Raw genomic sequence first — 23,174 nt, 5'->3', positions numbered from 1 at the left:
GCCACTTGCAGACATTGGTCCGCACTCACGCGCAGACGTTCGCAGGACCGCTCCGCCCAAAGACCGGCCGTTGGGGGAAACGAAACTGGATACGCAACCGGACCCAATAACGTAAGCCCAAACGCTTACGTTATTGGGTCGCTGGATACCAATAAACAGCCAAGCCAAACCTGCGGGCGAAGAAGGATTCAAGTATTGTCCGCTTGAGTTGCGGCAGTCCGCTTCGTTCGCGGGTGTATGTCCTGAAAAGATCCTGAAATTGGGACAGCTGTTCCCGTATTCCAGGAGTTGTTCTAGTGAGGGCGCCCTCGTCGATGAGATTTTCGGCAATCACAATTAACTGCTCAACGCCCTGCGCATAGGAGTAGCTGGAAATATTTGCGAAGCTCGCCACAGCCTCTCTAAAGGAAAGAAACGGTGTTTCTTCTGGGGTGCTGTGAAGAGCAAATTTCGAAAATGGATCGGCAAATGATACGTGGACGTGTTTCCGTTTGATCGGAGCGACATCGAGAAGTGCAATGCGATCTAGGAGATTGCCATTTTCGAACAACGTTCTCAATTCTCGTTCCTCAATCATGGTGTTCGTGGCGTAAAAGGTCGGTACGCCAGCTGCTGCAATTTCTTTTAGCCGCATCCACTGATGGAACTCATTGCGATAGCGTCCCTCGATTCTTTTTCTGTGCGGGATCTGAAATCGAAAATAGGCTTTCCCCCATGTAGCCCATTCCCTTGACCGACTTGGGCTATCGACCAAACTCGATAGCTTATATTGCAGAAAGAAATTACAACCCTTGTGGCGTTCGGCGAATGGTCCGGACAGCCGATGACGTATCCAGTCGAGATCGAAGGCCGTGTCCCAACCGAGCAAAAATTCCGCCGGCAAAGACGGAACAAACGGAAAAGGAATCCCACCGGTTCTTTGCCGTATTTCGTTGGCATAGGCCAAGTTTGCAGCAGTTTGAAGCTGAGACTCGCTGAAATTTGGATCGGGCATATGCGCTAATTCTGTAGTGTTTTAGACTTGATGCGACAAATATTGTTTGAATTGATCGACCGCACATGGTGGGCGCAAACGTGAACGCAACTCTAACTTATCGGACCGAAGGTGTCAGATTGAAGCAGAGCGCTGCAGTTCGTGCAAAACCAGTGTATGGCCCGTTGCTGCTCTTCGACTTGCTGGAATAGGCGTTGGCGATGGCAGTTACACATCAGGAGCGGTCGTTCGTTCTCCCGCAACTGCGGTGGCCGAGTTGGGTCGACATGACTCCGTCGACAGACGCTCCGGGCTCTGAATCTTGCGACACAGCACAAAACGCCAATGTCGGCCAGGAGTACGGATACCTTTTCCAGCTTGCGTGCATCGAGATGTAGCAGATTGCTGCACCCGAAATCTTCCTGCGACCCGTATGGCAACGCTCCAAGGGTCCGGCATCGCCTGCATCAAAACCGGCAACCCAAGCGATGCCCGCAGGCGGGGAGGGGACTGCAAAATTCTGCTGCGTCCCCGACAAAGGCACGGCGCCTGGAGCGCGCACCGGACGTTGCTACCTCGGGACCGACGACCGCCACGCGACCGTCACCGCAGGGCGCTGATGTCGCACGTGAAATGATCCGTGTCCGAAATACGATGCTGATGGAGGCTGCAGCGCGGTTAGGATGCTTTCTGTGTATATTTTTGCAAATATGTATTTTTGCGGATTTAAAAATATGCGCTTTCCAGCCACGCCGAGCCCGGTCCAACCTGGTCCGCAAGCATGGGCGTCCGTTGTTCCGCACCGACTATTCCCTTAAGGAGTCAGTCTGATGAAACGCGTTGTCCAACTTGCGGGTGCGTGTCTCGCATCCCTCTGCCTTCTCAGCGCAGCACGCGCGCAGGATCCGGAAACCTGTCGTAGCGTGACGTTCGGCGACGTCGGCTGGAGCGATATCGCTGCCACCACCGGCGTTGCGACCGCGCTCCTGCAGGGACTCGGCTATCTGCCGGCCAAGACGATCGCATCGCCGCCGATCGTGTTCGCGGGGATCAAGAAAAAGCAGATCGACGCCTTCCTCGGCTACTGGGATCCAAGCATGACGTCGACCGTCGTGCCGTTCGTCCAGGCCGGCACGGTCAAGGTGCTGGAGCGCCCTAATCTCGTCGGCGCGAAGTACACGCTGGCGGTGCCTTCCTACGCGGCCGACGAGGGCCTCAAAAGCTTCGCCGACATCGCGAAGTTCAGGACGCAGCTCGACGGCAAAATATACGGCATCGGTGCGGGCAACAACGGCAACGCGCTGGTCCAGAAGATGATCGACACGAACCAGTTCGGCCTCGGCGGTTTCAAGCTGATCGAATCGAGCGAGGCCGCGATGCTGGTGCAGGTCGGCCGGGCGGTCAAGGACCACAAGATGGTGGTGTTCCTCGGCTGGGAGCCGCATCCGATGAACGTCGAGTACAAGATCACTTACCTGAGCGGCGGCGACGACGTGTTCGGCGCGAACTACGGATCGGCCAAGGTCTTCACGGTGTTGCCGACCGATTACCAGGCGCGTTGCCCGAATGTCGGCCGGTTCCTGACCAACCTGCAGTTCACCACCGACATGGAGAACCGGCTGATGGTGCCGATCATGGACCATGAGGACCCGGTCACAGTCGCCAAGGCTTGGCTCAAGGAGCACCCACAGGTGCTCGACCAATGGCTCGACGGCGTTACGGCGTTCGACGGCAGCAACGGGGTGACTGCGGTCAAGCATTCACTCGGCATGCAATGACGCTGAACGGACACCAGGAGGGCTCTCATTTGACTCGCGATCTTGCGCTGTTCGATCTCGACCACACGTTACTGCCGCTTGACAGCGACCAGGAATGGAATCGCTTCCTTGTGAAGCTTGGCGTGCCCGGCAGCGAGCAACATGCGCACGATGTCGACCGCTTCTACGACGCGTACCTGGCCGGCACGCTCGACATGGATGCCTACCTGCGTCATGTGCTCGGGCCGCTTGCCGTGTACTCGCGCGAACAGCTGGACGACTGGCACGTGCAGTTCATGCGCGAGATCATCGTGCCTGCGTTGCGGCCCGAGGCGCTGGCACTCGTCAAGCATCATCGCGACGCGGGCGACCTGTGCTGTATCGTGACGGCTACCAATTCCTTTGTGACAGGGCCGATCGCGAATGCGATCGGCGTCGATCATCTCCTGGCAATCGACCTCGCCACTCACGGTGATCGGCCGGATGGGCGCTACACGGGTGAGTGGGTCGGCGTGCCGAGTTTCCGGGAAGGCAAGATCACACGCACGCAGGCGTGGCTTGCATCGCTAGGCAAGAGCTTCGCGAATTTTGCACGCGTCTGGTTCTACAGCGACTCGGCGAACGACATTCCTTTGCTGGAGCACGTCAGCCATCCCGTCGCGACGAACCCGGACGAGCGGCTGCGGCGCGTTGCCAGCGAAAGAGGCTGGCGGATCCTTGAACTGTTCGGATAGGCGGATGCGGCCGGGCCAACCCACAAACGCGCGGAGAATAGCGTGATCTCGATCTGCTTCACCTGGCCGGCGGCGTCGCCCTGCTGACCTGGGGACTGCATCATGCTGCTCGCGCTGACGCTGCTCGTCGAGACGATGCGCCCGACGAAGGCTGCGCCGGCGCTGCGGACGGTACTCGACGCGCTGGCTGGCGAGCCCGTGCTGAATGCGGCCATCGCTTGCCTGCTGACATGGGCAGCGCATTCGAGCACACCGGTCGTGCTGTTCGTGATGCATGCGGCGTGGCGCATTCGAAATGAGTTTGTCACCAGCAGTGCCGCACAAAGATGTCGCTGGTTCAGGTCGGGAAGCGCGGCTGGTCGTCGCGCTACATCAACCAGAAACGCTGGTTGACGAAGGTCTCAGTGCGGCCAAGCTGAGTCATTCTTCCTTGATGCGACTTACTGAATATTGGCTGGAGGATCCGGTATGAAGCGGACTGCCACTATTCCGATTAATCCGAGCACGCACAGAAAAGCCAGGAAATAACAAATACGCTCAGTGAGCGTCCTTCTGCGGTTTTTGCGTTTAGGGGCATTACGGTTCCTGCTGAACGTGCGAATACCCTGATCTTCGAGGGCTTCCTGCTGTAATTCCTTATGTAGATTCCCCATATGTTTGCTTTTTAATTTTGTCCTACATTTGCAATGTCTGGAATGATCTCAGATATTGGTAAAACTTGCGACCATATCGGCTCATCAGACGGGAGTGAACCGATACCCGTCGCCTTGCCTTGTCACATATCCGACGCCCGGGAAATCCAGGTGAGCGCCGGCGATGAAGTGGCCGGGCTTGTTCGAACGCCGCAAGAGGCGCAACCTGGATGCGCGCGCCTTGTCCTGGTCTGCGTCAAACTCCCAAGTCAACTCGGGCCGCTCGAACTGCGCTGCAGGCACATGGACGGTATCTCCCCAAACCAGCAATGTGCTGCCGCCGCCCTTCACCTCATAGGCCATGTGCCCGAGTTCGTGGCCCAACGCGCTCACTGCCGTCGATGACGGCCCAATCTTGAATCCTTCGCCGATGGCGACGCGCACGTTCCGAAACCGCGCAAGTCGGTCGATCTTGTCAAAGAGCGGTATCGCCTGCGAGGGGATGAACAGCCGCTTGAGCTTGGGGAACGCGTTCGAGCCGTCAGCAGCCACCAGACCGTTCACATGGTCCTCGTGCGTATGGGTAATCGCTACGGTGTCCACCAGACTAGGGGCGACGCCTGCCTCTTGCATGGACCGGAGCAGCCTTCCCAATGTCGGCTCCCAGGAGTCCGCCGCACCCGTGTCGATCAGGATGTGGCTTTCGCCATCGATGATGAGAAACGCATTCACGGACAGTCGGAATTTTCCATCCACCAGCGGAATCGATGGCGGCAGGTCTCCTCTGAACGGCTGCCCGTCAGGCTTCCGAAGGCGCGTGGGGGGCATGTCCACATAGCCGTCACGTAGACCCACGACCGTCGTCTTTCCCAGAGCGAACTTAACGAAGTTCTCTCCCACCCCGGCCCGCTGGGGCCCGCCGACATTTCTGGCAAAGTCTGCCGCCACGCTCGATGACGGCGTGCCATTGGTGCCAGCAAACATCCCTGTGCTCATAGGGAAACATTCCACTCCAATTGCGTCCCGACGAATTTTTTGAGGTGCCGCGCCTTCGACATCCTTAGCCTGGCGCATCTCCAGCTTTGCTCTTCAGTCGAACGTACGCACTACGAAGGACGCCTTGACTGTTATCAGCCATCTGCCATCCACCTTATGCATGACGAAGTGATCGTTGAACAGTCTCTTTCCAATCCGCACCCTCACTGTTGCCGTTGAAAGGCTATCCGAGATGTTCTCCATGGAGAGGATCGCCTCATCTCTGGGTGCGCCAGTCGATTGAGGGCTCGGTCTCCCGTTGATGAGTGCTGCATAGTCCAGCGACGACAGGGTGTCCAGGTTGCCTTCATGGAGCCACTGGACAATACAGCTCGGGTGGAAAACCTTATTGAAGTCTCGGCTCTTCGGCTCATAAGCCAATTCGAAATAATCCTCAATCAAGGCGACTACGGCATGGGTCTGGGTCATCGCTAGCTTTCCTCAATAGTCGAAAGACTCGTATAGTGAAACTTTCCCTCATCCTCTGCTACCGCGAAACGGTTATCGCTGCCATTACAGGAACACATAGATCATGGAAGACCTCGATGGAGGACTTGTAAGCGGCTTGCTTGCGCTCGCAGCCGTAGTCGAACTCAAGAGCTTTGGACGTGCTGCGTCCCGTCTGGGCAAGACTCAGCCTGCCGTGAGTCGCGCTATCCAACGATTGGAGGACCGCCTACACGCGAAGCTCGTGCATCGCACCAGCCGACACGTTGAAGTGACGGACACTGGGCATGAACTATTGTCAAAAGTGCTGCCGTTTCTCCAGGGGATTGAAGAGGCGACTGTCGGAGCCGCAGAGCAGGCCTCAGTCGTCAACGGAACACTCCGTGTGGCGTGCGATGCTGTGTTCGCCCGCCTTGTCTTAGCTCCGGAGTTGGCCGAGTTCCTAAAGGACCACCCTGCTCTTCAACTGAAGCTGGAGACGAGGAACGACATCTCAGACTTGGTGAGCGATGGATTTGATCTCGCCATACGGTTTGGGCCGCCATCCATCTCAACTTTGGTCTGTCGCAGGCTATACAGTCCGCGAGTCCTGACTGTAGCCGCGCCTTCCTACCTGGAGCAACGCGGTCGACCGAGGTCACCGAAAGATCTGCTCGATGATGGCCATGAATGCATCCAGGCCATCGATCCGGCTACCGGCCGACCCTTCGAATGGGAGTTCTGGCGTGGCAATGAGAAGGTGAAGGTGGCCGTTAGCGGGAACCTGACAGTCACGGATGCGGGGACCAAAGTTGGAGCCTGCCTCGCAGGCTATGGGATCGCCCAGGTGATCGACCTCGGAATCGCCACCCACCTGCGTGCGGGCACGCTGGAGCCAGTTCTGACGGACTGGCCTGACGAGACCTTCCCCCTTTACGTCTATTACCCCAGTCGAAACCACGTTCCGGCCAAGGTAAGAGCGTTCATCGACTTTGCTGCGGGCATGATGCCCAGGGTGCAATCGGAGGGCCGTGGCGCTTGCCATGGAGTGCCGACCGATCTCTAAGAGGGCATCGAATTGCAGATCATCAAATTGCCCGAAACTCTGACAGGTCTGTACTTCGTCGTCTTCGCCATGCTCATGCTTGTACATGTCATGCCGATTATCCAAAGTACCTAACACGCGCTAGGTGTCGGCGACTAACGCTAACGAGGCGCCCAAATCGCTCCTGCTGTCCAAATATCGGCCTATCCGTCGTTGGCCAACCTTGACCGGACCTCCGCAGCCGAGAGGTCGCGGTGATGTGTGGCAATTTGCCATGTGTTTCCCCAAGGATCTCTGACCATCGCCCGCCTGTCGCCGTATGGCATGTCGGTCGGAACTTCGAGCGAGATCGCGTTCGCCGCAATCGCTCGCTGGAAGGTCGAATCGGCGTCCTCAACGTAGACATACAGAAATGCCGGCATCGGATCGCGAAGGCCGTCTCCGCCGCTAACCATCACGACGGAATCGCCTATCATGAGTTCGGCAGGCAGCCCGCGACGGAATTCGCCCTGTGCCTGAAACACCATCTTGATGAAGGTGATCAGGTTTTCCGGATCCCGCACGACGATTCGGGGCGTGACCGTATGCCATCCATCAGGCTGAAATTTAGCCATGTTGCGCAGCTTCGGAAGAAATTCGCAAAGGCATTGTCCTCCGAGCGCCGGATGTCCGCAAAGGGTCGTTCACGGAAATTCGGCGCGGGACCGGGTTAGTCATGAACTGGCGTTCCCCCGTACTGCCGCATGGACGTTTGGGTGGTCGTCAGGCGACCCACTGCGAATGACGGTTACACTGCATAACCTATGTTCTGGTGCCAGGAGACTTCTATGATCAAGCATACCCTTGTATCGGCTGCCACCACGTTGCTATGCGCGAGTGCCCTGACGGCCTTGACCGCCACCTCGGCTCAGGCAGGCAACGCGTCGGTCAAATGCCATCTGACCTACAGCATGTCCGGATGGTCGGCGATTTATCAGCATGCCGAAGGACGCGGCACAGTAAGCTGCAGCAATGGGCAAAAGGCCGCTGTCACGATCAGCGTGCACGGCGGCGGCCTGACCGCCGGCAAGTTTCACGTCAGCGGCCGCGGCGAGATCACCAATGTCTACAGCATCAGGGATGTGTTCGGCAGCTACGTGCAGGCCGGCGCTTCGGCCGGCGCGGGGAGGAGCGGTACTGCTCAGGTGCTGACCAAGGGAACTACGTCGATGGCGTTGAGCGGTAGCGGTGAAGGCGTGGACCTCGGTGTTGCGGTCGATGCTTTCAAGATTGAACCGGTGCGCTGAGACATGAGAAATGCTCTCGTGTATTCCCTACATCAGGCGTCATACAGTGGAGTCCGAGGAGGGATTTGAAGCAGCGCACTGCGCCATCGGACTAAGTCCGGCCAGGAAGCGTCGTTCGCTCGTGCAGTCGCACGGACGTTGAGACGGCTGTTCCTCATCAGGAGGCAGCCATTCAAAGAACTCGATCGAGCCTGCGCTCAGCGGGCAAGCCCTCGTCGTCCTTTGGCGCCCTTTCGTCAAGTGCCTCCGGGCAGTTTCACTGATGAAATCCGTATGAGACGACAGCATTCATTTTTTATCAGTAGAATGCTGCAATCGCACAGGTCCGGATTGTTCCGAAGCCAGCCCGCAGGCCCACCAGGCTAACGAGTCTCGTTAAAACCGTGATGCCGTTAGCATAGGTGCGGTCGCGAGGCGACAACTGAAATACCGATGGCGACGCTTCGTCACTGGATCAAGGAAACTATCGACGCTGAACTGGCCGACTTACTGGCCCGGGTATGACACCAGATTTCAAACCAACTTGTCGTGGTACTTACCTAGCCGCAATACTGTGTATTCAAAAACGCAAATCGATCCGGTAGTGAGCTTCCGCAACTCGCAGGGTGAGCAGGTGCGGGGAACGATCATCAATCTCCAGCGAAAGTCTCTGGTGATGGAGGTCTATAACCCGTACTCGATTGTCCAGGTCAGTGAGGTGCTGAGCGACCTCTCGGTCAAGATGGGCGTGGAAGACGCCTATTCGGGCAAGGCGGTCGTCATCAGCATGGTCAACACCGGCCTGACAGCCATTGTCTCGGTGACGCTGATCGAAGAGTGGCGGGAGCTGAGTGGCGGCGCGCTGGAAGCGCGCACGGTGGGGGAGGAATCCCGCCGGTTCGTGCAGGACTGGTCCGAGCGTTTCAAGATCCGCCGTGACTACCAGATCGCGGTCAACCAGATCCGGGCCTTTCTCTCAGACATGTCGCGCTGGGTCGAGCAGGCGGACCTGGCCGACACGATGCCGAAGGAAGGCAAAAGCCTGCGCGAGGACTTCTTCCTCGAACTGGCGTCGCCCCTGATGGAAAGGACCAAGCTCTACTTCGACGATTTCGAAGGCGAGGCGCGCCTGGTTGACGAAGAACTGGCGCCGGCACACCGTGCCTTTGCCCAGGCCGCGCTCCATCCCCTGCTGCTGCGCTCGCCCTTCGTCTTCCGCACCTTCACGAAGCCGCTGGGCTATGCCGGTGACTACCAGATGGTCAACCAGATGCTCGACGATCCCCGCCAGGGCCCGAGCACGTATTTCCAGATCGTCAACGCGGCCTTCCTGCAGACGGCCGTGGCACGCGCGCACCGCAATCGCGTCGAGCTGCTGGTGGACTACCTGACCCGGCTGGCCAATGAAGCGCGCGCCGCGCGGCGGCCGTTCCGGGTGCTGAACGTGGGTTGCGGCCCCGCTCAGGAGATCCAGCGCTTCATGCATGAATACGACGAACCGGAGTGGCTGACGTTCGAACTGCTCGACTTCAGCCAGGAGACACTGGACTGGACGCGCGACCGCCTCGCGTCCATCGCACAGAAAACGGGCAAGCGCATGACCATTAGCTACACGCATGAATCGGTCCATCACCTGCTCAAGCGCCGGATTGATGCGGACGCACCGGACGTCCGCGAGTTCGACGCGGTCTATTGCGCCGGCCTGTTTGACTACCTGTCAGACAAGGTCTGTGCCCGGCTGAACCAGCATTTCGCCAGCCGCACCAGACGGGGCGGCCGCCTGCTGGTCACCAATGTCCATGCCGACAACCCGGAGCGCTTGAGCATGGAGCACGTGCTGGAGTGGTACCTGATCTATCGCAACGAGGCACAGATGGCCGAAATCATGCCGGCGGACTGTGGCGAGCCGCGCCTGTACACGGACTCGACCGGGGTTAATGTGTTTGCCGAGGTGATGATCGGCCAGCAGCAAGTCGCCTGAAATGACAACATCCCTGGCTGGGCTACGTTCGGACTATCGTGAAGAGCTGCGCGACTACCGGTTGCTGTGCAGCAAGGCTGGCGGCCTGACCGTGATCGTGCTGGTGCTGATGGGTGTGGCGCTGGACTATGTCGTGTATCCGGATGAGCAGAAGCGCTTTGCCATCGTTCGGGTGCTGACCAGCGTAGCCATCGGCCTGGCATTGCTCTCGCTCTACACGGAAACGGGCAAACGCCGCGTGCAGGTCATCACCTTCTTCTGGCTGCTGATGCCGCAGGCAATGATCTCGTGGATGATTTATGTCACGCAGGGCGGGGAGTCGCTGTTCTATGCCGGGCTTATGCTGACGATCTTCGCGGTTGGGATCCTGTTCCCCTCCGGCTACTGGCAGACGCTGGCATTCGGCCTGGCCACGGTCGGGCTCTACTACGTCGCCTGTGTGGCACATCCGAGCGGCATACAGAATCCAAGCAAGTTTCAGTTCCAGCTCATCCTGATCTTCTTCTGCGCGTTGGCCAGCTCCATTTACACCTACTTCAACGAGAAGGGCCGTTTCCAGCTTTTCCGGCTAAAGGATGAGGTGGCGCACAAAAATGACCAGCTCGCCCGTACCAATGAAAGCCTGGCGCAGATCAAAGGCCAGTTGCTGCAGCAGGAGAAGATGGCTGCAATCGGTACGTTGTCCGCGGGGCTGCTCCACGAGGTCAACAATCCGGTGAACTTCTGCCTGATGGCCATCGAAATAGCCATGGAGGAACCCGAGGCCAAGGACAGCCCGTCGCTGCAGGAGTGCCTGGTGGATGTCAAGCAGGGCATGCAGCGCATCCAGCATATCGTGTCGGACCTGAAGACCTTTGCCTACCGCAAACCCGGCGCGGCGGCAGACGACGTGCCGTTCCTGTTCGAGAAGGCACTTGACTCGTCGATCCGGCTGAGCGCACATGAGCTGCGCGGCGTGAGCATCACGCGCGAGCTGCCCGGCGACACACTTGTACTGGGCGACGAAGCCGCCATCATCGGCGTGCTCATCAACCTGTTCTCGAATGCCGCTCTGGCCATGCAGAAGGCCCGCACCGTATCGCCGCAGGTCCATGTCACGGCGCAATGGCGCGACGACCGGCTGCATGTGAATGTGCGCGACAACGGCCCGGGGATCGCCGCGGAGAATCTGGCGCGGGTGTTCGAACCATTCTTCACGACCCGCGAAGTCGGCCAGGGCCTCGGCCTTGGCCTGTCCATCAGCTATGCGGTGGTGGAGCGGCACGGTGGCACACTGTTTGCGGAAAGCCAGTTGGGCGAGTGGACCGCGTTCAACTTCGACCTGCCGCGTGTTGAGTGATGTCGAGATGAGCGAGACCCAGCAAGCGCGGCAGACCGTCGTCTATGTCGACGATGAGGAGTTGGCCCGCAAGTATTTTGCGCGCGCGGCCGGCAGCGACTATGAGGTGCTGCTCGCCGGCGACGCGGACGAGGCCATGTCGATCCTGAGCCGCGAAGGTGCACGGGTGGCGATCCTGGTGAGCGACTTCCGCATGCCGGGGCGGCACGGCGGTGATCTACTGCGGCAGGTGTCGCAGGAGTATCCGCATATCGTGCGGATCCTGGTGACAGCTTACGCGGACAAAGACGCGCTGGAAGCCGTCGATTCTGGCAAGGTGTTCCGAATCCTGGAGAAGCCGCTGGGCGTGAGCACGGTCCGCGAGGTGCTGGCATCGGCGACAGCAGCTCCGATATTGCGCCCGAAGTGATGCAGCGCCTGCTGGTCGACCCAATTATCACGAACGCCGGCGTTAGCGGCTTCGGCATGATTTTTTGCAACCGCGTCATGCAGTCCTTTGGCGGGAGTATCAGGATCGCATCCGCGTCCGGCGCCGGCACGACCATGACGCTGGAGTTCCCAAATTTCAAGGATCGAATGCACAGGAGTTACCAATGAGCGACACGATTGCCAAGCAGACACCGCCCCCGGCGATTCTGTTCGTTGATGACGAAGCCACCGCGGTCAAATACTTCGAGCGCGCCATCGGCGCGATCGCGCCGGTAGTGACGGGCGCCTCCGTGGAGGACGGCAAGGCAATGCTGGATGCCCACGCCGCCAGCCTGGCCGTGCTGGTGTCCGACCAGCGCATGCCGGGCGAATATGGCAACGAACTTCTGCGCTATGCGCGCGAGCGCTATCCCCACATCGTCCGGATCCTGACGACGGCCTATTCGGAATTAGACCAGACCGTCGAGGCCGTCAATCAGGGCCAGATACATCGCTATATCAAGAAGCCGTGGGACATCAGCGCGCTGCGCATGGAAATGAAGCAGGCGCTGGAGCTGTCGGGACTGCGGAAGGAACGCGACCAACTCGTGCGCGAGAAGCTGGGGGTGATGCAGGCGCAGACCGTGGCCACCCGCATCGGCATGGTGCACACGCTGTGCGCCAGCCTGATCGGCCCGGGCCGCTTTCAGCCGGTGGAAACCTACCTGGTTGGCACCGAACTGGCGGGCACGCGCAATGTGGAGCCGGACTGGCAGCGTATGGATTACGCCGACCTGGTGCGTGTCGAGAGTGAATGCAGCGGCAGCTTCGGCCACGCGGTCAGCACGCGCCTCACGGAGTTGCGTACGCAGAATGCGGGGCGCAGCGCTGTTGATGCGGTGCAGGTCTTCACTGAAGTCCTCGGCGCTACGGTACGCGGCGGTGGCGATGCGCTGATCTGGACTTCGCCGGCCACGCTGAGCGAGTTCCTCAGCCGGCCGGTGGGCCAGGCCGTATCGGCCGAGCACGCTGGCTGGCTGGCCTGCCTGCTGTGGCTGGAAGAAGCCGGGGGCGCCCTGCAGTTTGCGCGTGAAGGTGACACCATTGTCTGCCGCGCCGGCACACGCGCTGCCAGTTTTGCGGCCGACCGCCTGGCAGTCTGGATCGAGCGGTTCTCGGAGCCGGCGTTCGAGTAGGCGAAGGCGACGATCCGCGTTCAAGAGGGGCTCAGCGGGCGGTGATCGGCTTGTAGGGCCGCGGGGCGAATCACCGCTGTGCTTTTGGAGAAAAGACGTCGGGCCAGCCCAGTGCTGAACGGCCGAGAGGGGGCGCCGGATGCCATCTGCATAAATGCTGCGCGCGGGCGATCCCCTGACGTCTGCGTCGGACCGGGTGCGGTCACGACCGGACTTCGAGCCACGCTTTCGAGCAGACATTCAAACGTCGCTTCCACCCGGACAACGGTCCTCCACGTGCGGTTCACGGACGTCACGTGATCGGCCAATGATCACTTTGCGCCATTTCGGTCCAGGCGATATTCACGCGAACCGTCGTGACTATTGCCGCGTCACTTCAAATTCAGCATCCGCGGCCTATACTTTTCAGGGATATTTCGTTTGCTACCCTATTAGAACCTGCGGCATTTTCGTATGAGGAACACATCCTGACCCGCAACAGGCGGGTCAACTCTGGAGCTTACGGGTGTAGGTGAGGCGAACCACGTCGCTCCGCGGTTGAGTGTGAGGGACATTGGACATCATGGCCACAGGCTCGGATCTCGATCTGGTTATCGTGGGCGGTGGCATCGGCGGTGTCATCTGCCTGAAGTACGCCAAAGATGCTGGGCTCAAGACTCTGCTCCTGGAGCGCCGTGAGCGAATCGGCGGGCTGTGGCGCGATCTTCCCTCGTGGCAGGACATCCAGTTTCGCAAGGAAGACTGGACGCTCGGCGATGTCCCACTGTCCGAAGAAGGGCAGCCGGGTATTTTGCGCAACATCGAGGCCTGGGTCGAACGGTTCGATCTCGCGCCTCAAATCGTCCTCAATGCACCGGTCACGAGCGCACATTCCTGCGAAGGCGGCTGGCAAGTGACAACAGAGGGCGCCTTGTATCAATCGAGGTGGCTCATCGCTGCCACAGGGGGACACAATCGCCCCGTCGTACCACAGGTCAAACGGAGTGATTCGGCGATCACTGAATATCACTCGTTCGAACTGCGTAATCCGGAAGAGTTAAGAGGCAAGCGCGTCACTGTCGTGGGCGGTGGCGCATCGGCGTACGACCTGCTTGACCTGTGCTTCGCATATCAGGCGAGGAGCATTGCGTGGGTCTATCGTTCCACCAAGTGGATGCGCCCGACGCGCCAGGCCAAATATCTCGGGATCGACATGCGCCTGTTGGCGAAATACCAGATGCTGGGTCTTTCATCGAGCGCGATGAACCGCCGCATCAACGAGGACTTGCGGGCAAGGTACAAGAAGGCCGGAATCACGGAGATCATGCCGGAGGGCGACTTCGACATCCGTCGCGACCAACTCATTCCGGGCCGGCCACGTATGATCCAGGGCTTCCGCAGCATCGAGCGCCACCGTGGTGAAGTGCAGTCCGTCCACGGCAAGACGATTCGCCTCGAGAACGGTGAAGAGATCGGGACGGACCTGTTGCTTTGGGGAACCGGGTACGCGATGGAGCTTGGCTATCTGGGGCTGGATTCGCTGACAACGGCAAGAAGGCTGAATGAGATCTCCGCGCGCTGCTACTCCGTCTTTCGCTCAATCGACGCCCCCAACCTTTTTCTCTTGGCACCCGGCGTACTTGAGACAAATACCTCGACGCCGTGGGCTTACGCCCATGTAGCGAAATCGATCATGACCCACATTGCAGGCATCTCCGTCTTTGTGGACCCGCCGGCTCAGGCTCTTACTAATCATTTTGACCTTGTCAAGATGCTGGCACTGCACGATCGACAAAACTACCCGTTAGGCCTGCGGTACCTCACGTATCTTTGGCTCGCGATGTTCCATCCAAAGGCACAAGCGATGCCCATCCCTTGAAGTACACAACTGATCGAGTCGCGACTCTGATCGTGTTCGACTCCGTCGAAGGCATGCAGGTGGCGCTAGATCGAGAACGCCTTACCTGCCGAATGAATAGTCAGTATGCAGATCAAACTCATCGGCGACATCAAAACCTCAAGTTCCGCCGTCAATCGTTGCGGCGATTGCATCGGTCGCTGTATCTGTGGAAGCTGCCCTTGAGGCCAATGTCGGCGAGTGGCCGAAGTGGGTCGCCTGATCTCATTCGCATAAATAGGATGCGCAGAGGTCTTATCGGACACGCCGTCTGGAGATTGAGCAAGAGCGGCTAGGCGCGATGATTCGGCCATGAGCGACCATAACGCAAGTCGCACAATCCAAGTATCCAGACCATGCAAGCTCACGTTGACGCCACTCACGCTTACACGAAGCGCTTCAATGCCGTACTCACGTACATCGAAATGAACCTCGAGGGCGACCTCTCAGTGGAAGCGTTAAGTCGCATTGCAAACTTCTCGAAGTTCCATTTTCATCGGCAGTTTGCTGCCTATGTGGGGGTGCCGGTCGCACGCTACGTTCAACTGATGCGATTGCGTCGGGCTGCACACCGCCTGGCTTCGCGAGAGTTCTGCTCGGTGCTCGATGCTGCGTTCGACGCGGGCTTTGACAGCCCCGAAGCCTTCAGTCGGGCATTCAAGCGCGCGTTCGGCACGGCGCCGAGTTCGTTTCGACATCATCCGAACTGGCAGATCTGGAGTGCGACTTTTGTTGTCCCCTATCTTTCGAGGAAACTCACCATGCAAGTACAAATTGTCGATTTTTCTGAAACTCGCGTCGCCGCGCTTGAACACTGCGGACCGACTGGGCTTGTCAACGAGAGCGTGCGTAAGTTCGTCGACTGGCGAAAGCAAAGCGGGCAATCTCCGCTTGCATCGAGCAGAAGTTTTGGTATTCCGCGGAATAACCCGGACACGACACCGGCGGATGCATTTCGCTTCGACATCTGCGGAGAAATCGCCGGGCCAGTCGCGCCGAACCTCTACGGTATCCGCGAACTCGTCATTCCGGGCGGTCGATGTGCAGTGGTTCGGCATACCGGATCGACTGACCACGTTGGCGAGACAATCTATCCGATCTATCGAGACTGGCTTCCTGCAAGCGGAGAGGAACTTCGGGATCATCCATTGTTCTTTCACTACCTGAGCGTCTTTCCGGAGACGCCGCAGGACCAATGGCAAACGGATATCTACATTCCCCTCATGTGACGGGAAAGATCTGTCGCAGCGAGCCTTACTTCGTCTGCATGCCTTAATTAGTCCTTTGAGAGCGCTGTGCACGGCCAGTCAACGCCGTGCGCAGCGCTTCGAAACACGCTTCGACTGCCGCGCTCTGCACTAGCGGCACGCGCCGATGCGCGACGATACTGCGCGTGATGGCGGGCTCGATGAGCGGCCGGAAAGTCAACTGTGGTGTGCACGGAGGGACGCCAATCAAAAATTGCTTGCCCTCAGGCAAGGGTCCGGATTGAGTTGCTGATACCCCGTGCGCAATCGATCACGGCGGGCGCCAACCGTGCCTCAGCTTCCGCAGGCGTCCACCGGCTCGTCGGCGCGACGACGTGAACCGCACCGACCGGCCGACGCTCCCCGTCGAGCACGGGCGCCGCAATCGTCATATCCCCAATGAACAGCTCCTCGCGGTTCGACGCATAGCCATTGCGCCGCCCAAGCGCGAGCCGCGTCTCGATCTCGCCGAGATCCGTCACCGTGTACTGCGTATGCGCGACACGATCGCTGGCCAGCAGCAGCGTGCGTGACTCGTTTTCCGGGAGCGCCGCGAGATAGGCCCGCCCCGACGCCGTGCAGTACATCGGAATGCGGCTGCCGATCGGCATGTGAATCGGCACGAACTTCATACACACGAAGCGCGCCACGTAGACCATGTCGACGCCATCCGGTTCGGTCAGATTGGTCGTCTCGCCAGTGACATTGGTGAGCTCGGACAGAAACGGATTGGCGACGTCGATCAGCGTGTCGGCGGCCAGGTAGTTGAAGCCGATCTGCATGACGCGCGGCGCCAGCTGATAGCGCCGGGTACGCGGATGCTTTCTCACATAGCCGAGCTTTTCCAGCGTGTAGATCATGCGCTGCGCGGAGCTTTTGGTGATGGACGTTGCCTCCGCGACTTCCGGCAGCGTCATTGACCTGCGCTGGGCGCTGAAGGCGCGCAGCACCGCAATCCCCTTCTCCAGCGACTGATTGAACAGTGCATCCGGTGTTTCCTCCGGCTCCGGGGGCGCTTCCGGCGGCGCGCCGAGCGTCTTGCGTGTCATGGATTCACCCAATTGTTTTAGCCTGACGTTGACTCTATCATATCGTATATCGATACGAAAATTTCGTTTGTCGATATTTTTGATTCGAATATCATGCTTCAAATGATGGGTGTCGATATTCCGATCGGCCGTCGTCAACTCGTGGAGAGACCTCATGTTCCAGTTTGCCAAACGCTTCGCCAGTGTCTTTGCAACAGGATTGCTGCTCGCCGGTGCGCCGGCCTTGTCGGTAGCCGCCCCCACTTATGAGATTGGAGCGACGGCCACCGGCGTGCCGTTCACCTTTCTCGATGTGAAGACCAATTCGATTCAGGGTCTTCTGGTCGATGCGATTACCGCAACGGGCAAGGCCGCCGGCTTCGACGTGAAGATCGAGCAGACTACCTTCTCCTCGCTGATTCCGTCGCTGACCACGAAGAAGATCGACATCATCTCGGCGGCCATGCTGAAAACCCCAGCCCGCCAGCAAGTCGTCGATTTCTCCGACACCGTGTACTCCTATGGCGAAGGTCTGATCGTGCGCGCCGACGATAAAGGCCAGTACACGTCGATGGACGACCTTAAGGGCGAGGTGGTCGGCGCGCAGGTCGGCACTGCGTTTGTCGATGCGTTGAACAAGAAAGGCATCTACAAGGAAGTGCGGACCTACGATTCAGTCGCCGACATCATGCGCGACGTCGCGCTAGGCCGTATCAAGGCGGGCTTCGGCGACCAGCCGATTCTGGCCTACCAGCTTCAGCACAATCCGAATCCGCAGTTGCGTCTTGTCGCCGGATACCAACCGTCGGTAAAAGGCCAGTTGTGTTTCGTCGTGCGCAAGGGTGACACGGCAACGCTGGAACAACTAAACACCGGCATCAAAAAGATCAAGGCCGACGGAACGCTGACGCAGATCATCAAGAAGTGGCAGGTGGAATGACGTGACGTCGTTTTCAGAATAAGGACGATTCACCATGTTCCTCCAGAACGCCATCGAGTTTCTGCCCATTCTGCTGAAAGGCGCGGTCGTCACGATTGAGATCACTTTCTGCTCGTTCATTCTGAGCACCGCGCTCGGCCTGGGACTCGCGCTGATGCGCGTGTCCCAGAACCGCTTCGTGTCGAACGCCGCAGCGACGTTTATCAACGTGATTCGCGGGCTGCCGATCATCGTTCAGCTCTTCTACATTTACTTTGTGCTACCCGATCTCGGCGTGCAGTTGTCGGCGTTTCAGGCGGGGTTCATCGGTCTCGGCGTCGCCTACTCGGTGTATCAGGCGGAAAACTTTCGCGCGGGCATCCAGGCAATCGATCACGGGCAGATCGAAGCGGCGCAGTCCATCGGCATGCGCGGCGCAATGATCATGCGGCGCGTGGTGTTGCCGCAGGCGTTCCGGATCGCATTGCCGCCGTATGGCAATACCCTTGTGATGATGCTCAAGGACTCGTCGCTCGCGTCGACGATCACCGTCGCCGAAATGACACGCGCGGGGCAGCTCATCGCGTCGTCGACGTTTCAGAACATGACGGTATTCACGCTGGTCGCGCTGCTCTACCTTGCGCTCAGCCTACCGCTTGTCTACGGCTTGCGGCGGATCGAACGCCGCCTCGGATTGAAGGGAAAACGATGATCAAGGTCGACTCGATTCACAAGCGCTTTCACGATCAGCACGTGCTGAAAGGCGTCAGTCTGAGCGTCGAACGCGGTCAGGTGGTGTGTCTGATCGGTCCGTCAGGATCGGGGAAGTCGACACTGCTTCGGTGCATCAACGGACTGGAACGGCATGACGCCGGCACGATCACCGTCGAAGGCAACGCCGTCGACGCGAAGTCGAAGCAGATCCACGACTTGCGCGCCCAGGTCGGCATGGTGTTCCAGCGCTTCAATCTTTTTCCGCATCGCACCGCGCTCGAAAACGTGTTCGAGGGGCCCGTGTTCGTCAAGAAAGAAGTGCGCGCACAGGCACGCGAGCGGGCGCGGCATCTGCTCGACAAGGTTGGTCTTTCACACCGGATGGACGCTTACCCGGCCGAAATGTCGGGCGGGCAGCAACAACGCGTGGCGATCGCGCGTGCACTGGCCATGGAACCGAAAGCGATCCTGTTCGACGAGCCGACCTCGGCACTTGACCCGGAACTCGTCGGCGAAGTGCTGGGCGTGATGCGTCAGCTTGCCGACGATGGCATGACCATGATCGTCGTGACACATGAGATGAGCTTCGCGCGAGAAGTGGCCGACCGTGTTTGTTTTCTTCACGACGGCACGATCCATGAGGAAGGGTCTGCCGCCGATCTGTTCGAACGTCCGCGCAATCCCCGCACACGCGAGTTTCTCGGCAAGATGCCTGCGCTTACCGAAGCATCCCGGATTTGAATACCATCATGAGCCTGATTGAAGTTGCAAAGCCGTTGCCTCCCTCTCTCTGGGCGGCAACGGCAGAACCCGCTGTCGATACGCCGCAGCTCGATGGTTCGGTCACGGTGGACGTTGCGATCGTCGGCGCCGGGTACACAGGTTTGTCGACGGCTTTGCATCTGGCGGAACAGGGCATACGAGTCTGTGTGATCGACGCCAACGAGCCCGGTTGGGGGGCGTCCGGCCGAAATGGCGGTCAGGTGATCCCTGGCCTGAAATACGATCCCGACGAACTCATGCGGCGCTACGGCCCACGCGAGGGCGCGGCGCTTGTGCAGATGGCGGGCGGCGCCGCGGATACGGTTTTCGATCTGATCGAGCGCCACGGAATTCAGTGCAATGCGATGCGCGCCGGCTGGATTCAGCCTACCCATTCGAGCAAGCTGATCGGCACGCTGCACGCTCGGGCGCAACAGTGGCAGTCGCGCGGCGCCCCCGTCGAACTGCTCGACCGTGCGCAGGTATCGAAGCGGCTCGGTACGGACGCGTTCATTGGCGGCTGGGTCGACCGGCGAGCGGGCAGTGTGCATCCGTTGAGCTACGCGCGCGGCCTCGCGCGCGCGGCGCAAAAGGCAGGCGCGGCGATCCGCAGCGATACCCGCGCCGCGAGTGTCGAGCGCGGCCCGCAAGGATGGCGAATTCGCACGACGCATGGTCCCGTCATCGAGTCGAAGCAGGTTCTGCTGGCAACCAACGGTTATACCGATGACCTTTGGCCGCGCCTCGCGCAGTCGGTGATCGCGGCGAATAGCTTCATTGTCGCAACAAAGCCGCTGCCCACGGAGGTGGGTGCAACGATTCTGCCCGGTGGCGAAGTGGCGTCCGATTCGCGGCGCCTGCTGCTTTATTTCCGCAAGGATGCGCATGGACGTCTGCTAATGGGCGGGCGCGGACCCTTTCGCGAACCTCGCAGCGCTGCGGATTGGGCGCATCTCGAGCGTGCCGCGCAGTTGATGTTTCCACAACTGAAGGACATCGGATACGAATACCGATGGGCTGGCCGCATCGCCATTACGCGTAATTTTTTGCCACACGTGCATTTGCCGGCAGAAGGCATGACGATCGCGCTCGGTTACAACGGACGTGGCATTGCGATGGCAACGACGCTAGGAAAACATCTGGCCGCTTTGATCGGCGGGACGACACGCGGCTTACCGCTTCCGCCGACGTCGATCGAGCCTGTACCGTTCCACGCGTTGCAGCGGTTCTATATCAATGCGGGTGTGGTGTGGTATGGACTGCTCGATGCGCTTTCCTGAGCATACGTTTAAGTACCTGCAGTGCGGCCAGCACATCGTCGCCTGAATCCGCACGCGCTTGGGGTCAGCGTGCGAAGCCAACGTGTGCGCGCCGATGTGTATCAGGGCTTGCCCGACGAACCGTCGTAAATCTGCCCGTCCCACCCGTCGAGGTACTTTGGCAGTTCGTCCTGTATGTCGATAGTCCGATGCCGATAGAACAGATGCATCGTCGCCCGCATTTCTTCGGGTAGTTCACCGCCGGTGGCTCGGGCGACGAAGCTGTTGGGAAGGACTCGCATGCCGAACCGGTTCGTGCCAAACACTGTGTCGCCGCAACGGGGGCAAAATGCACGCGACAGTTGCTTTGTAGGATGGGAAAATGTCGAGATACGACCGCCGACCACAGTGACTTGTTCAGGTAGCCATGCCGTTGCCGACAACATTGATGTCCCGTAGAAATCCCGGCACGTTAGACAATGGCAATTCGCTCTTGCTTCAGGTTGGCCGTTCAGCTTGATATTGACGGCGCCACACAGGCACAGCAGGGAATGCGGTAAGGGCATATCGTCTCCAGGTTGTGCGTCGGAAGTATATGCCGCTGAATGTCCGCTTTGATCAAATCCGACTGTCCCTTGTGGGTCGAGACGCGACGACTAGGGGCGGTGCTAATCGTCCAGTTAGGGCCAACGGAGATAGGATCGATGACTTCGAAATGCATCCGCAGAGCAACGGCAGAGGACGTGCCGGTTCTGACACAGATTCGCAACGATGGCCACGCCAGGAAGGTGGCATACCGCGACTATGCGTGGGGCAAGGAAGGTGATGGAGTTTCCGAGTTGTGGATGCGAAACAAGGTCTCTCAGAAAGAAGTGTATGTCGTTGAGTTGGATGGCACTCCGGTCGGAACGTTTTCGCTCGATCTGGAGGATGAACAGCGGTGGGGACTTCAGGAGCCGATCGCCGGCTATGTGCATGGGCTTAGTGTACGGAAAGGCTTTAACGGACGTGGACTCGGCGGCTTCATGCTTGATTGGTGCGCTAACAAGGTGAGCGGATTAAACCGGCGTTATGTCCGACTCGACTGCCCCGTCCTCAACGCAAGCTTATGTGCCTACTACGAGTCACTTGGCTTTATCCGCGTAGGACTGTGGCCGGAACCAGGACCCGGCGGCTATGTCTGGTCACTATACGAAAAATCGGCTGACTAATTGGAGTTAGCCAGGCGTCCGATGGTGGTGGGCACGGCGGCTAGGTCAGGGATAAAAAATAGGAATGCAGAAAGTACGCCTGATAATCAAAGACGATAGTGATCGACCTGCATGTACGGGCATAACAAGCCCGAAAAAATAACTTACTCGACAATCAGCGCCTCCATGAAAACTTCGCCTCCTGTCGCTCTTGTCACTGGCTCGACTTCTGGTATTGGCGCCGCGATCGCGCGACGACTCTCAAAGGACGGATTCTCAATCGTTCTGCATTCGCGGAGTTCGGCCGCTGCAGGTCATGCGTTGGCCCGTGAACTCGGATCGGCAGCTTATGTGCAAGCCGATCTGGCCGATGACGCGGACAGAGTGAAGCTCATCCGTGAAGCGCTTGCCGTATGGGGCCGACTCGACGTTCTGGTCAATAACGCAGGGATCAGTCGCGTGATCCCCCATGCAGATCTGGCGGCGGCCACGCCGGATGTATGGCAGGAGTTGCATGAAGTCAATGTCGTTGCCCCCTTCCGCCTGGTCACCGAAGCGCAATCCGCGCTCCGTGAAGCGGCCACACGAGGAAGGCCCGGTTGCGTCGTAAACGTGAGTTCACATGCCGGCGTCCGGCCAAAGGGCGCGTCCATTCCTTACGCAGCGACTAAAGCGGCGTTAAACCACGTGACCCGCTTGCTCGCTGTTTCACTTGCTCCAGAAATCCGCGTGAATGCCGTCGCTCCTGGTTTGGTCGATACGCCTCTAACGGCGGACTGGACGCAAGCGCAGCAACTTTGGAAGGAACGGGCGCCTATGCGTAGGGCCGCTAGTCCTGAGGACATTGCTCAGGCTGTTGCCTTGCTAGTCGCCTCAGATTATCTGACTGGAGAAATTCTGCTCTCGGATGGGGGATTGAATCTCACGTAGCAAGCACGTGACGATCGAACGGCTGCTTTGGAGAAAGCTGGAGGACTGTAGTGGGTCGTACTGGGCCGGTCGTCGTTGGACCGGGTTCGGCCAGGGCGGGACGTTCGATACTCGGGCGCGAATCGTCGACAACTCAGGCAGAATCATCGTGGGATCAACCACAATCCGAAAGCGCGTCATGAAGAGCCAGTACATATTTTGCGCGGTCGCTTTTGCGTCAACGCTATCGTGCGCGCAGCCGCAACACGCGGCTTTGCAGTATTTTCCGGGACCACGTCATCTGTATCGATGGGATGTTCCACACACAGACGACCCGTGTTTTTCGAGGCTATTTACGCAAATCCACCTTTCGACCACGCTGCAATGTTCGCCTCCGGGTATGTTCCCCAGCCCTCGGGGGGTGTTCCGCACGGACGACAGCGGACCGGTCATCGCCTATTCATTCGATCAGCCTTAAC

24 protein-coding genes and 1 pseudogene are annotated in these 23,174 nt (G+C 59.2%); 19 read left to right on the top strand and 6 right to left on the bottom strand.

Annotated features, from left to right (window positions below; translation table 11 throughout):
• Positions 1-130: 130 nt before the first annotated feature.
• Positions 131-994 carry a hypothetical protein gene (locus tag PQQ96_RS37310; RefSeq protein ID WP_408301746.1) on the bottom strand — a complete coding sequence of 288 codons (864 nt, stop codon included), beginning with the start codon at positions 992-994 and terminating at the stop codon, positions 131-133.
• Between the two features lie 809 nt (positions 995-1,803).
• Here PQQ96_RS37310 and PQQ96_RS37305 point away from each other — a divergent pair.
• From PQQ96_RS37305 to PQQ96_RS37295, 3 genes are all read left to right on the top strand, one after another.
• Entirely contained in the window at positions 1,804-2,751 is a 948-nt protein-coding gene (locus tag PQQ96_RS37305; RefSeq protein ID WP_408301744.1) for a choline ABC transporter substrate-binding protein, read from the top strand.
• A gap of 29 nt (positions 2,752-2,780) precedes the next feature.
• On the top strand, positions 2,781-3,464 hold the full coding sequence (locus PQQ96_RS37300) for a histidinol-phosphatase (protein WP_408301742.1): 684 nt from the start codon (positions 2,781-2,783) through the stop codon (positions 3,462-3,464).
• A gap of 102 nt (positions 3,465-3,566) precedes the next feature.
• Positions 3,567-3,857: a hypothetical protein gene (locus tag PQQ96_RS37295; protein WP_408301741.1), complete on the top strand. Its 291-nt coding sequence runs from the start codon at positions 3,567-3,569 to the stop codon at positions 3,855-3,857.
• 344 nt (positions 3,858-4,201) lie between these two features.
• Here PQQ96_RS37295 and PQQ96_RS37290 read toward each other — a convergent pair whose 3' ends face one another.
• Together PQQ96_RS37290 and PQQ96_RS37285 are read right to left on the bottom strand one after the other, a co-directional pair.
• The gene (locus PQQ96_RS37290; RefSeq protein WP_408301739.1) at positions 4,202-5,080 is read right to left on the bottom strand and encodes an MBL fold metallo-hydrolase; all 879 of its coding nucleotides are present in this window, start codon (positions 5,078-5,080) and stop codon (positions 4,202-4,204) included.
• A 105-nt stretch (positions 5,081-5,185) separates the two neighbouring features.
• On the bottom strand, positions 5,186-5,560 hold the full coding sequence (locus PQQ96_RS37285) for a nuclear transport factor 2 family protein (RefSeq protein WP_408301737.1): 375 nt from the start codon (positions 5,558-5,560) through the stop codon (positions 5,186-5,188).
• A gap of 103 nt (positions 5,561-5,663) precedes the next feature.
• Here PQQ96_RS37285 and PQQ96_RS37280 point away from each other — a divergent pair, with 103 nt between their 5' ends.
• Positions 5,664-6,623, top strand: a complete 960-nt coding sequence (locus PQQ96_RS37280; protein WP_408301736.1) for a LysR family transcriptional regulator — start codon at positions 5,664-5,666, stop codon at positions 6,621-6,623.
• A gap of 24 nt (positions 6,624-6,647) precedes the next feature.
• Positions 6,648-6,737, top strand: a pseudogene (locus tag PQQ96_RS37275) (IS5/IS1182 family transposase); the annotation flags it as partial.
• A gap of 68 nt (positions 6,738-6,805) precedes the next feature.
• Here PQQ96_RS37275 and PQQ96_RS37270 read toward each other — a convergent pair.
• Entirely contained in the window at positions 6,806-7,216 is a 411-nt protein-coding gene (locus PQQ96_RS37270) for a VOC family protein (RefSeq protein WP_408301734.1), read from the bottom strand.
• 213 nt (positions 7,217-7,429) lie between these two features.
• Between PQQ96_RS37270 and PQQ96_RS37265 the strand changes: the two genes are divergently transcribed.
• The 8 genes from PQQ96_RS37265 to PQQ96_RS37230 all read left to right on the top strand — a co-directional run bounded on the left by PQQ96_RS37265 (position 7,430) and on the right by PQQ96_RS37230 (position 15,896).
• The gene (locus PQQ96_RS37265) at positions 7,430-7,888 is read left to right on the top strand and encodes a hypothetical protein (protein WP_408301733.1); all 459 of its coding nucleotides are present in this window, start codon (positions 7,430-7,432) and stop codon (positions 7,886-7,888) included.
• A 553-nt stretch (positions 7,889-8,441) separates the two neighbouring features.
• Complete coding sequence (locus tag PQQ96_RS37260; RefSeq protein WP_408301731.1) at positions 8,442-9,848, top strand: class I SAM-dependent methyltransferase; 1,407 nt, start codon at positions 8,442-8,444, stop codon at positions 9,846-9,848.
• Between the two features lies 1 nt (position 9,849).
• Positions 9,850-11,187, top strand: coding sequence for a sensor histidine kinase (locus tag PQQ96_RS37255; RefSeq protein WP_408301730.1), 1,338 nt, complete (start codon positions 9,850-9,852; stop codon positions 11,185-11,187).
• 7 nt (positions 11,188-11,194) lie between these two features.
• Entirely contained in the window at positions 11,195-11,596 is a 402-nt protein-coding gene (locus tag PQQ96_RS37250; RefSeq protein ID WP_408301728.1) for a response regulator, read from the top strand.
• Positions 11,596-11,784 (top strand): ATP-binding protein, encoded by a 189-nt coding sequence (locus PQQ96_RS37245; RefSeq protein WP_408301726.1) that lies wholly within the window; start codon positions 11,596-11,598, stop codon positions 11,782-11,784. Before PQQ96_RS37250 ends, PQQ96_RS37245 begins: the two co-directional genes overlap by 1 nt.
• Complete coding sequence (locus PQQ96_RS37240) at positions 11,781-12,791, top strand: response regulator (protein WP_408301725.1); 1,011 nt, start codon at positions 11,781-11,783, stop codon at positions 12,789-12,791. The genes PQQ96_RS37245 and PQQ96_RS37240 overlap by 4 nt, the downstream gene beginning before the upstream one ends.
• 562 nt (positions 12,792-13,353) lie before the next feature.
• Positions 13,354-14,649, top strand: a complete 1,296-nt coding sequence (locus PQQ96_RS37235) for an NAD(P)-binding domain-containing protein (RefSeq protein WP_408301723.1) — start codon at positions 13,354-13,356, stop codon at positions 14,647-14,649.
• Between the two features lie 374 nt (positions 14,650-15,023).
• A complete protein-coding gene (locus tag PQQ96_RS37230) occupies positions 15,024-15,896 on the top strand; it encodes an AraC family transcriptional regulator (protein ID WP_408301721.1) in 873 nt (290 codons plus the stop codon).
• A 242-nt stretch (positions 15,897-16,138) separates the two neighbouring features.
• Here the strand turns inward: PQQ96_RS37230 and PQQ96_RS37225 are convergent, their stop codons facing one another.
• A complete protein-coding gene (locus tag PQQ96_RS37225) occupies positions 16,139-16,963 on the bottom strand; it encodes an IclR family transcriptional regulator (protein ID WP_408301719.1) in 825 nt (274 codons plus the stop codon).
• A gap of 154 nt (positions 16,964-17,117) precedes the next feature.
• Between PQQ96_RS37225 and PQQ96_RS37220 the strand changes: the two genes are divergently transcribed.
• Genes PQQ96_RS37220 through PQQ96_RS37205 form a run of 4 tightly spaced genes read left to right on the top strand, consistent with a single transcriptional unit; the run spans position 17,118 to position 20,617 of the window.
• A complete protein-coding gene (locus tag PQQ96_RS37220; RefSeq protein ID WP_408301717.1) occupies positions 17,118-17,882 on the top strand; it encodes a substrate-binding periplasmic protein in 765 nt (254 codons plus the stop codon).
• 34 nt (positions 17,883-17,916) lie between these two features.
• On the top strand, positions 17,917-18,573 hold the full coding sequence (locus tag PQQ96_RS37215) for an amino acid ABC transporter permease (protein ID WP_408301715.1): 657 nt from the start codon (positions 17,917-17,919) through the stop codon (positions 18,571-18,573).
• Positions 18,570-19,316 carry an amino acid ABC transporter ATP-binding protein gene (locus PQQ96_RS37210; RefSeq protein WP_408301713.1) on the top strand — a complete coding sequence of 249 codons (747 nt, stop codon included), beginning with the start codon at positions 18,570-18,572 and terminating at the stop codon, positions 19,314-19,316. Before PQQ96_RS37215 ends, PQQ96_RS37210 begins: the two co-directional genes overlap by 4 nt.
• Positions 19,317-19,324: 8 nt before the next feature.
• Positions 19,325-20,617 (top strand): NAD(P)/FAD-dependent oxidoreductase, encoded by a 1,293-nt coding sequence (locus PQQ96_RS37205; protein WP_408301711.1) that lies wholly within the window; start codon positions 19,325-19,327, stop codon positions 20,615-20,617.
• A 101-nt stretch (positions 20,618-20,718) separates the two neighbouring features.
• Here the strand turns inward: PQQ96_RS37205 and PQQ96_RS37200 are convergent, their stop codons facing one another.
• Positions 20,719-21,162: a GFA family protein gene (locus PQQ96_RS37200; protein ID WP_408301709.1), complete on the bottom strand. Its 444-nt coding sequence runs from the start codon at positions 21,160-21,162 to the stop codon at positions 20,719-20,721.
• A gap of 138 nt (positions 21,163-21,300) precedes the next feature.
• Here PQQ96_RS37200 and PQQ96_RS37195 point away from each other — a divergent pair, with 138 nt between their 5' ends.
• Together PQQ96_RS37195 and PQQ96_RS37190 are read left to right on the top strand one after the other, a co-directional pair.
• Positions 21,301-21,807, top strand: coding sequence for a GNAT family N-acetyltransferase (locus PQQ96_RS37195; RefSeq protein WP_408301707.1), 507 nt, complete (start codon positions 21,301-21,303; stop codon positions 21,805-21,807).
• A gap of 165 nt (positions 21,808-21,972) precedes the next feature.
• Positions 21,973-22,716, top strand: a complete 744-nt coding sequence (locus PQQ96_RS37190; protein WP_408301705.1) for an SDR family NAD(P)-dependent oxidoreductase — start codon at positions 21,973-21,975, stop codon at positions 22,714-22,716.
• The last annotated feature ends 458 nt before the right edge of the window (positions 22,717-23,174 follow it).

Origin of the sequence: Paraburkholderia sediminicola, assembly GCF_046027825.1 — a bacterium.
Classification (GTDB): domain Bacteria; phylum Pseudomonadota; class Gammaproteobacteria; order Burkholderiales; family Burkholderiaceae; genus Paraburkholderia; species Paraburkholderia sediminicola_D.
This window is presented reverse-complemented; position numbering and strand designations above follow the sequence as displayed.

Coding starts and splice junctions, on each gene's coding strand:
- PQQ96_RS37310 (WP_408301746.1), bottom strand. CDS start 994: ATGCCCGATCCAAATTTCAGCGAGTCTCAGCTTCAAACTGCTGCAAAC.
- PQQ96_RS37305 (WP_408301744.1), top strand. CDS start 1,804: ATGAAACGCGTTGTCCAACTTGCGGGTGCGTGTCTCGCATCCCTCTGC.
- PQQ96_RS37295 (WP_408301741.1), top strand. CDS start 3,567: ATGCTGCTCGCGCTGACGCTGCTCGTCGAGACGATGCGCCCGACGAAG.
- PQQ96_RS37290 (WP_408301739.1), bottom strand. CDS start 5,080: ATGTTTGCTGGCACCAATGGCACGCCGTCATCGAGCGTGGCGGCAGAC.
- PQQ96_RS37285 (WP_408301737.1), bottom strand. CDS start 5,560: ATGACCCAGACCCATGCCGTAGTCGCCTTGATTGAGGATTATTTCGAA.
- PQQ96_RS37280 (WP_408301736.1), top strand. CDS start 5,664: ATGGAAGACCTCGATGGAGGACTTGTAAGCGGCTTGCTTGCGCTCGCA.
- PQQ96_RS37270 (WP_408301734.1), bottom strand. CDS start 7,216: ATGGCTAAATTTCAGCCTGATGGATGGCATACGGTCACGCCCCGAATC.
- PQQ96_RS37265 (WP_408301733.1), top strand. CDS start 7,430: ATGATCAAGCATACCCTTGTATCGGCTGCCACCACGTTGCTATGCGCG.
- PQQ96_RS37255 (WP_408301730.1), top strand. CDS start 9,850: ATGACAACATCCCTGGCTGGGCTACGTTCGGACTATCGTGAAGAGCTG.
- PQQ96_RS37250 (WP_408301728.1), top strand. CDS start 11,195: ATGAGCGAGACCCAGCAAGCGCGGCAGACCGTCGTCTATGTCGACGAT.
- PQQ96_RS37245 (WP_408301726.1), top strand. CDS start 11,596: ATGCAGCGCCTGCTGGTCGACCCAATTATCACGAACGCCGGCGTTAGC.
- PQQ96_RS37240 (WP_408301725.1), top strand. CDS start 11,781: ATGAGCGACACGATTGCCAAGCAGACACCGCCCCCGGCGATTCTGTTC.
- PQQ96_RS37235 (WP_408301723.1), top strand. CDS start 13,354: ATGGCCACAGGCTCGGATCTCGATCTGGTTATCGTGGGCGGTGGCATC.
- PQQ96_RS37230 (WP_408301721.1), top strand. CDS start 15,024: ATGCAAGCTCACGTTGACGCCACTCACGCTTACACGAAGCGCTTCAAT.
- PQQ96_RS37225 (WP_408301719.1), bottom strand. CDS start 16,963: ATGACACGCAAGACGCTCGGCGCGCCGCCGGAAGCGCCCCCGGAGCCG.
- PQQ96_RS37220 (WP_408301717.1), top strand. CDS start 17,118: ATGTTCCAGTTTGCCAAACGCTTCGCCAGTGTCTTTGCAACAGGATTG.
- PQQ96_RS37215 (WP_408301715.1), top strand. CDS start 17,917: ATGTTCCTCCAGAACGCCATCGAGTTTCTGCCCATTCTGCTGAAAGGC.
- PQQ96_RS37210 (WP_408301713.1), top strand. CDS start 18,570: ATGATCAAGGTCGACTCGATTCACAAGCGCTTTCACGATCAGCACGTG.
- PQQ96_RS37205 (WP_408301711.1), top strand. CDS start 19,325: ATGAGCCTGATTGAAGTTGCAAAGCCGTTGCCTCCCTCTCTCTGGGCG.
- PQQ96_RS37200 (WP_408301709.1), bottom strand. CDS start 21,162: ATGCCCTTACCGCATTCCCTGCTGTGCCTGTGTGGCGCCGTCAATATC.
- PQQ96_RS37195 (WP_408301707.1), top strand. CDS start 21,301: ATGACTTCGAAATGCATCCGCAGAGCAACGGCAGAGGACGTGCCGGTT.
- PQQ96_RS37190 (WP_408301705.1), top strand. CDS start 21,973: ATGAAAACTTCGCCTCCTGTCGCTCTTGTCACTGGCTCGACTTCTGGT.